The 7,308-nt window shown below is 66.2% G+C and carries 6 protein-coding genes; all 6 read right to left on the minus strand.

All coding sequences use genetic code 11. From position 1 onward, the window contains the following. Positions 1-1,859 (minus strand): NADH-quinone oxidoreductase subunit L (gene nuoL / locus AC2VOG_RS06215; RefSeq protein ID WP_486939041.1); only part of this gene is annotated, 1,859 nt, incomplete at its 3' end. Positions 1,860-1,863: 4 nt separating this feature from the next. Further along, positions 1,864-2,163 carry an NADH-quinone oxidoreductase subunit NuoK gene (gene nuoK, locus AC2VOG_RS06220; protein ID WP_163780523.1) on the minus strand — a complete coding sequence of 100 codons (300 nt, stop codon included), beginning with the start codon at positions 2,161-2,163 and terminating at the stop codon, positions 1,864-1,866. Continuing rightward, positions 2,163-2,969, minus strand: a complete 807-nt coding sequence (locus tag AC2VOG_RS06225; RefSeq protein ID WP_486939042.1) for an NADH-quinone oxidoreductase subunit J — start codon at positions 2,967-2,969, stop codon at positions 2,163-2,165. The genes nuoK and AC2VOG_RS06225 overlap by 1 nt, the downstream gene beginning before the upstream one ends. After that, a complete protein-coding gene (gene nuoI / locus AC2VOG_RS06230) occupies positions 2,966-3,568 on the minus strand; it encodes an NADH-quinone oxidoreductase subunit NuoI (RefSeq protein ID WP_486939043.1) in 603 nt (200 codons plus the stop codon). The genes AC2VOG_RS06225 and nuoI overlap by 4 nt, the downstream gene beginning before the upstream one ends. Then, the gene (gene nuoH, locus AC2VOG_RS06235; RefSeq protein WP_486939044.1) at positions 3,561-4,811 is read right to left on the minus strand and encodes an NADH-quinone oxidoreductase subunit NuoH; all 1,251 of its coding nucleotides are present in this window, start codon (positions 4,809-4,811) and stop codon (positions 3,561-3,563) included. The genes nuoI and nuoH overlap by 8 nt, the downstream gene beginning before the upstream one ends. 16 nt (positions 4,812-4,827) lie before the next feature. Further along, the gene (locus AC2VOG_RS06240) at positions 4,828-7,275 is read right to left on the minus strand and encodes an NADH-quinone oxidoreductase subunit G (RefSeq protein WP_486939045.1); all 2,448 of its coding nucleotides are present in this window, start codon (positions 7,273-7,275) and stop codon (positions 4,828-4,830) included. Between the last annotated feature and the right edge of the window lie 33 nt (positions 7,276-7,308).

The raw sequence follows: 7,308 nt of genomic DNA on the forward strand, positions 1-7,308 counted from the left end.
GCAGCACCGACGAGGGCCGCTCCGGCCAACATCGACAATGCGTAGTTACGGGCGAACCCGGTCTGGAAGCCCCGCAACCAATACGACGTCCGTCCGACCAGATTGGCCAGCCCGTTGACCGAACCGTCGACGCCCTGGTCGTCGAACTCGATCAGCGCGTGGGTGAACTGCGCTCCCGGCCGCATGAAGACCTCTTCGTTGAAGGCATCGCCGTAAAGATCCCGGCGGGCGGCGGTGGTCAGCGCCGATACGGCGGCGGGCGCGGTCCCGGGCACCGCCCGCAAGCCGTAGAGCAGGACGGCCACGCCGACCCCCACCAGAACGGTGCCGAGCGTCACGACGTTGAACGTCCACGTCGGCAACACGCGTGCGCTCTCCTGGAAGGTGGTCACGGGTTCGAGCCAGTGCTGCAGCCTGCCGCCGAAAGCGAACAAACCACCAGAGAACACCGAACCGAAGGCCAGCACGATCATCGGCAAGGTCATCAGCGCGGGCGCTTCATGAGGATGCGCATCGTCGGCCCAACGCTTTTCACCGAAGAACGTCATCAGCATCACCCGGGTCATGTAGAACGCCGTGATGCCTGCGCCCAGCACCGCGGCCCCGCCCAGCACGAAGCCGCGAACCCCCCCGGCCCCGAGGGCGGCTTCGATGATGGCGTCTTTGGAGAAGTACCCGGCGAACGGCCAGACACCGATGATCGCCAAATAGCCCAGGCCGAAGGTGGCAAAGGTGATCGGCAGCGCGCTACGCAGTGCGCCGTAGCGCCGCATGTCCTGCTCGTCGTGCATCGCGTGGATGATCGAGCCCGAGCCGAGGAATAGGCCGGCTTTGAAGAAACCGTGGGTGAGCAGATGCATGATCGCAAAGACGTAACCCGCCGGACCCAGGCCCGCCGCCAGCACCATGTAGCCGATCTGACTCATCGTCGACGCCGCGAGCGCGCGTTTGATGTCGTCCTTGGCGCAGCCGATGACCGCCCCGAACAGCAGGGTCACCGTACCGACGATGATCACGCCCAGTCGGGCATCGGAGGACAGACTGTACAGGGGGTTGCAGCGCACGATCAGGTACACACCCGCGGTCACCATGGTGGCGGCGTGGATCAGCGCCGAGACCGGGGTGGGGCCCTCCATCGCGTCGCCGAGCCAGGCCTGCAGCGGGACCTGGGCGGACTTGGCGCACGCACCGGCGAGCAGCAGCAGGCCGATCCAGGTCAGCGCGCTGTGGCTGGCGCCCGCGGCCTGGCCGAACACGTGCGCGTACGACAGGGTGCCGAAGTTGGCGAAGATCATGAAGATCGCCAGCGCCAGCCCCGCGTCGCCGACCCGGTTCATCACAAAGGCTTTCTTGGCCGCGGTGGCCGCGGTCGGCTTCTGGTACCAGAAGCCGATCAGCAGGTAGGACGCCAAACCCACGCCTTCCCAGCCGGCGTAGAGGCCCACGAAGTTGTCGGCCAGCACCAACAGCAACATCGCCGCCAGGAATAAGTTCAGGTAGGCGAAAAACCTTCGGCGATCGGGGTCTTCGGCCATGTAGGCCACCGAGTAGATGTGGATCAGCGATCCCACGCCGGTGATCAGCAGCACGAAACAGATCGACAACTGGTCGATTTGGAGTCCGAAGTCGACCTGCAGGCTGCCGACCGGAATCCAGGTGAACAAGTTCTGGGTGATCGTTCGCGCATCGCCGTCACGGCCGAGCATGTCGGTCAGAAACGACAGACCGACCCCGAACGCGGCCAGCGCGGTCAGACAGCCCAGCCAGTGCCCCCAGGCGTCGGTGCGCCTGCCGCCGAGCAGCAGTATCGCCGCGCCGACCGCGGGTAAGGCGACGAGCAACCAGGTCAGATGTGTCATTGCATCAGCCTTTGAGCAGGTTTGCGTCGTCGACCGAGGCCGATTTGCGGGCACGGAAAATCGTCATGATGATGGCCAGCCCGACCACCACTTCGCAGGCGGCGACGACCATCGTGAAGAACGCCACCATCTGGCCGTCGAGGTGGCCGTGCAACCGGGAGAAGGTGACGAAGGCGAGGTTGACCGCGTTGAGCATCAGCTCCACGCACATGAACATGACAATCGCGTTGCGCCGCAACAAAACACCGGCGGCGCCAATGGTGAACAGCAGTGCGGACAGATACAGGTAATTCTGCGGATTCATCACGCACCCCCCCCGCCGTTGGCGGAGCCGAAACCGTTGGAACCGTGCACGACGGGCATGTCCTTCTCCTTGACCGGCCGCATTTCCAGCACCATGGGCACCGACAACCGGGAAGGGGTTCCGTCGGGTAGTCGGGCGGGAGTGTCGACCGCGTTGTGCCGGGCGAAGACGCCCGGGCCGGGCAACGGCGTCGGATGACCACCTGGCTGGAACCGTTCGATGGACATCTCGCGCTGGGTCTTGCGGCGCTCGAAGCGCTCGCGGTGGGCCAGGATCATCGCGCCGATCGCCGCGGTGATGAGCAACGCGCTGGTCAGCTCGAATGCCCACAGATACCGCGAGAAGATCAGCGCCGCCAGTCCCTGGACGTTGCCTTCGGGAGCGATATCCGCCGAAAGACCATTAGCCGCGAACCGGTCGGTGGCGACGTTGCCGACCCCGGCGATCAGCACGATTCCCAAGCCCAGGCTGGCCAGCACTGCGGCGACCCGTTGTCCACGAAGGGTTTCCACCAGCGATTCCGCGGAGTCGACGCCGATCAGCATCAGCACGAACAGGAACAGCATCATCACCGCGCCGGTGTAGACCACGATCTGCACGACGCCGAGGAACAGCGCGTCTTGGATCATGTAGAGCACCGCCAACACGATCATCGTCAACGCCAGCGACATCGCACAGTAGACCGCGTTGGCGGCCATCACCACACCCAGCGCCCCGATCAGCGCCAGCGTGCCCAGCAGCCAGAACGTCACCGCTTCGCCGGTGGACGTGCGGGCGATCGCGTCGGCGGCCAGAGACGCAGTCACTTCGACACGTCCGAGATCGGTAGTTGGCGCAGACCGTTCGCCGTGACATTGCCGCGGTAGTAGTCGGCGTCGGTGGCGCCGTCCGCCCGGGGATGCGGTGCTGGGGTCATGCCCTCCAGCAATGGCGCCAGCAGATTCTGCTTCTCATAGATCAGGTCGGCCCGGTTGTCGTCGGCCATCTCGTAGTGGTTGGTCATGGTCAGCGCGCGGGTCGGGCAGGCCTCGACGCACAGCCCGCAGCCGATGCAGCGCAGGTAGTTGATCTGGTAGACGCGGCCGTAGCGCTCACCTGGCGAGAACCGGGCCTCGTCGGTGTTGTCGGCGCCCTCCACGTAGATCGCATCGGCGGGGCATGACCACGCACACAACTCGCAGCCGATGCACTTCTCCAAGCCGTCGTCGTAACGGTTGAGCTGATGGCGGCCGTGATACCGCGGCTTCACCGGGCCCGGGTTCTCCGGATAGCTCTCGGTGATCGGGCGTTTGAACATCGCGCCGAACGTGACGCCGAATCCCGCGAGGGAACTGAGGAATTTCGGCCGACGACGATGCGGGCCGGAATCGGCCCGAGGAGAAGTCGGCCGGTCAGATTTAGCCATTGGTGGCCTCCTTGGTCGCCGGTGCCAGCGGCTTACCGGGCATCGGCGGCGTAGGGAACGCCGGTTCGAAGTGCAGGGCTTCGACCGACTCGGTGCGGCGTCGCTTCTTGCGTAGCTGTCTGTTGCTGAACGGTCTTTGCAGCAGATACAGCAGTACTGCTGTCACGACGATGCTTGCGCCGACCAACACCGGCATCCAGTGCGGGTACCCCTGGTCGCGCAGTGTGCGGATGGCCGCCGCGATCAGTGCCCACACCAGCGACACCGGAATCAGGATCTTCCAGCCGAGTGCCATGAACTGGTCGTAACGCAGTCGCGGCAGCACGCCGCGCAGCCAGATGTAGCCGAACAGGAACACCCACACCTTTGCGGTGAACCACAGCACCGGCCAGAAGCCGCTGTTGGCACCCGCCCACACCGCGGTCAGCGGCCACGGTGCGTGCCAGCCACCCATGAACAGCGTGGCGGCCAGGGCCGACACCGTGGTCATGTTGATGTACTCGGCGAGGAAGAACATCGCGAAGCTCAGCGACGAGTACTCGGTGTGGAAGCCGGCGACCAGTTCGCCTTCGGCCTCGGGCAAGTCGAAGGGCGCCCGGTTGGTTTCACCGACCATCGACACCAGGTAGGTGCAGAACGACGGCAGCAGCAGGAAGACGTACCAGACCCGGTTCTGCGCCGTGACGATCTGTGACGTGGACATCGTTCCGGCGTAGAGAAATACCGTGGCGAATGACAGGCCCATCGCGACCTCGTAGGAGATCACCTGCGCGGTCGAGCGCACCCCGCCCAGCAGCGGATAGGTCGATCCCGAGGACCACCCGGCCAGTACGATCCCGTACACCCCGATCGAGGACAGCGCCAGGATGAACAGCACCGCCACGGGCAGGTCGGTCACCTGCAGTGGTGTCCAGTGGCCGAACACCGAAACCTGCGGACCGAACGGGATGAAGGCAAATGCCGTGATCGCCGGAATCGTCGAAATGGCTGGTGCCAGAATGAAAATCGGCTTTTCGACACCGAACGGGATGAGCGGCTCCTTGAGCGCCAGCTTGATGCCGTCGGCCAGGCTCTGCAGGTAGCCGCGCGGACCCACCCGGTTGGGTCCCCAGCGCATCTGCATCCGGCCCAGGATTTTGCGCTCGGCGAGGATTGCCACCAGCACCGTCAGCACCAGGAAAACAAAGACCAGAAGCGCTTTGGCCAGGATCAGCCACCAGGTGTCATGCCCGAAGCCGGTCATCGTTTGCTCACTCCAATCATGAGCGCCGCTCCCCCTCACTGGCGCCGCTCATGCGGCGCGCGGTCGGGTCGCCGGCGCGAATTTTCACGAGCGCGCCGGGCGTGACGCCCAGTTGCCGGTGCACCGCCGAGCCCGGTGAATTCAGCGGCAGCCACGCCACGTCGTCGGGCATCTCGGTGATCATCAGCGGCAGGGTGATCGAGCCGCGATCGGTGCTGACGGTGACGTCGTCGCCGTCCGCTGCGCCGAGTCCGCTTGCCGTCGCAGCCGACAGCCGCACCACGGGTGTGCGTGCGGTGCCGGCCAGATGCGGTTCGCCGTCCTGAAGTTGCCCGTCATCGAGCAGCATCCGCCAGCCCGCCAGGATGGCTTCGCCAGCAGCGGTTTTGGGTGGGGCGGCCGCGGTGACGGTCGGCGCCGTAGCGGATGCGCCGTCCCAACTGCCCAGCCGATTGAGCTCGGCCAAACCCGCCGCGACAGTGGGGAATCCGAGATCGATCCCCAACTCGTCGGCCAGGGTGTCCAGTACGCGGCAGTCCGGTGTGGCGGCCGGTGGCAGCGCCGCCGAGAAGCTGCGTTGGCGGCCCTCCCAGTTGAGGTAGGTCCCCGCTTTCTCCGCGGCGGGCGCGATCGGGAAGACCACGTCGGCGCGTTCGGTGACCGCACTGTGTCGCAACTCCAGACTCACCACGAAGCCCGCCGCGTCCAATGCAGCCAGTACCGCGTCGGGGTCGGCGAAGTCGTCGGGGTCGATACCGCCGACCAGCAGGGCGCCCAGGCTGCCGGTTTTCGCGGCGGCCAAGATCGCACTGGCGTCACGGCCTGCGGCCGAAGGCAATTCGGCGACATTCCAGCCCGCCGCAACCTGCGACCGGGCGGTCTCGTCACTCAGCGGCCGACCGCCGGGCAGCAGGTTGGGCAGTGCGCCGGCCTCGATCGCCCCACGTTCACCGGCGCGCCGCGGCACCCACGCCAGTCGCGCGCCGGTGCTGTCGGCGAGCCGGGCAGCGGCCGACAGCGCGCCAGGCGAGGCGGCCAGCCGTTCGCCGACCAGGATGATGGCTCCCGGTTTGGAAAGCAGACCAGCGAGTTCGCCGCCGGCCAGGCCGTCCAGCGCGGCGGCTTCACCGCCGGGCGCGGTCTCGATCAGCGTGCCGTGCATCTTCGGTAAACCGTTGCTGGCGAACGGCGCAACCGAGTACACCGGCAGCCCGTGCTTGCGGGCGGCCTTACGTAGCCGAAGGTAGACGATCGGCGACTCTTCCTCGGGCTCGAAGCCGACCAGCAGCACCACCGGTGCCGACTCCAGGTCGGCGTAGCTGGTGCTCAACAGCGTGCCCGCAACCCGCGCGGCGAGGAACTGCGTCTCCTCCTCGGAATGCGGACGAGCACGAAAGTCGATGTCGTTGGTGCCCAACACGATTCGAGCAAATTTCGAGTAGGCGTAGGCGTCTTCGACGGTCAGTCGGCCACCCGGCAGCACGCCGGCGCCGCCTGCTGCGGTGGTAAGCCCCTCGAGCGCCGCCGCCACCGCATGCGGCCAGGACGCGGGCTCCAGTACGCCGTCAGCACTGCGGACCAGGGGAGTGGTGATCCGGTCTCCCTGGGTGGCGTAGGTGAACGCCCAGCGCCCCTTGTCGCAGTTCCACTCCTCGTTGACCTCGGGTTCATCACCGGCCAACCGGCGCAGCACCTTGCCACGTCGGTGGTCGGTGCGCTGCGAACATCCCGACGCACAGTGTTCGCACACGCTCGGGCTGGAGACCAGGTCGAACGGGCGGGCGCGGAAGCGGTAGGCGGCGCCGGTCAGCGCGCCGACCGGGCAGATCTGAACGGCGTTGCCGGAGAAATACGACTCGAACGGCTCGTTTGCGTAGATGCCGACCTGTTGAAGCGCTCCGCGCTCGAGCATTTCGATGAACGGGTCGCCGGCGATCTGCTCGGAAAACCGGGTGCAGCGCGCGCACAGGATGCAGCGTTCACGGTCCAGCAGCACCTGCGAGGAGATGCTGATCGGTTTGGTAAATGTCCGCTTGACATCGTCGAAGCGAGACTCCGGGCGCCCGTTCGACATCGCCTGGTTCTGCAATGGGCATTCGCCGCCCTTGTCGCACATCGGGCAGTCCAGCGGGTGGTTGATCAGCAGCAGTTCCATCACCCCGTGCTGCGCCTTGTCGGCCGCTTCAGAGCTGTACTGCGTGTGCACCACCATGTCGTCGGCGACAGGAATCGTGCACGACGCCATCGGCTTCCGCTGCCCCTCGATATCGACCAGGCATTGGCGGCATGCGCCGACCGGGTCCAGCAACGGGTGGTCGCAGAACCGGGGAATCTGCACACCTATCAGTTCGGCGGCCCGAATCACCAACGTGCCCTTGGGAACGCGGACTTCGGTGCCGTCGATGGTCAGCGTCACCAGTTCGGGCTCGGCGACCTTCGCTCCGGTGTCGGCGGTTTGCGTCACGCGCAGCGCTCCTTCCCTTGAAGACCCCGCGAG

It is taken from the genome of Mycobacterium sp. TH-M11 (assembly GCF_057473725.1).

Bases quoted from the DNA above. Each gene is read 5' to 3' on its own strand.
- nuoK (WP_163780523.1), bottom strand. From the start codon at position 2,163: ATGAATCCGCAGAATTACCTGTATCTGTCCGCACTGCTGTTCACCATT.
- nuoI (WP_486939043.1), bottom strand. From the start codon at position 3,568: ATGGCTAAATCTGACCGGCCGACTTCTCCTCGGGCCGATTCCGGCCCG.
- nuoH (WP_486939044.1), bottom strand. From the start codon at position 4,811: ATGACCGGCTTCGGGCATGACACCTGGTGGCTGATCCTGGCCAAAGCG.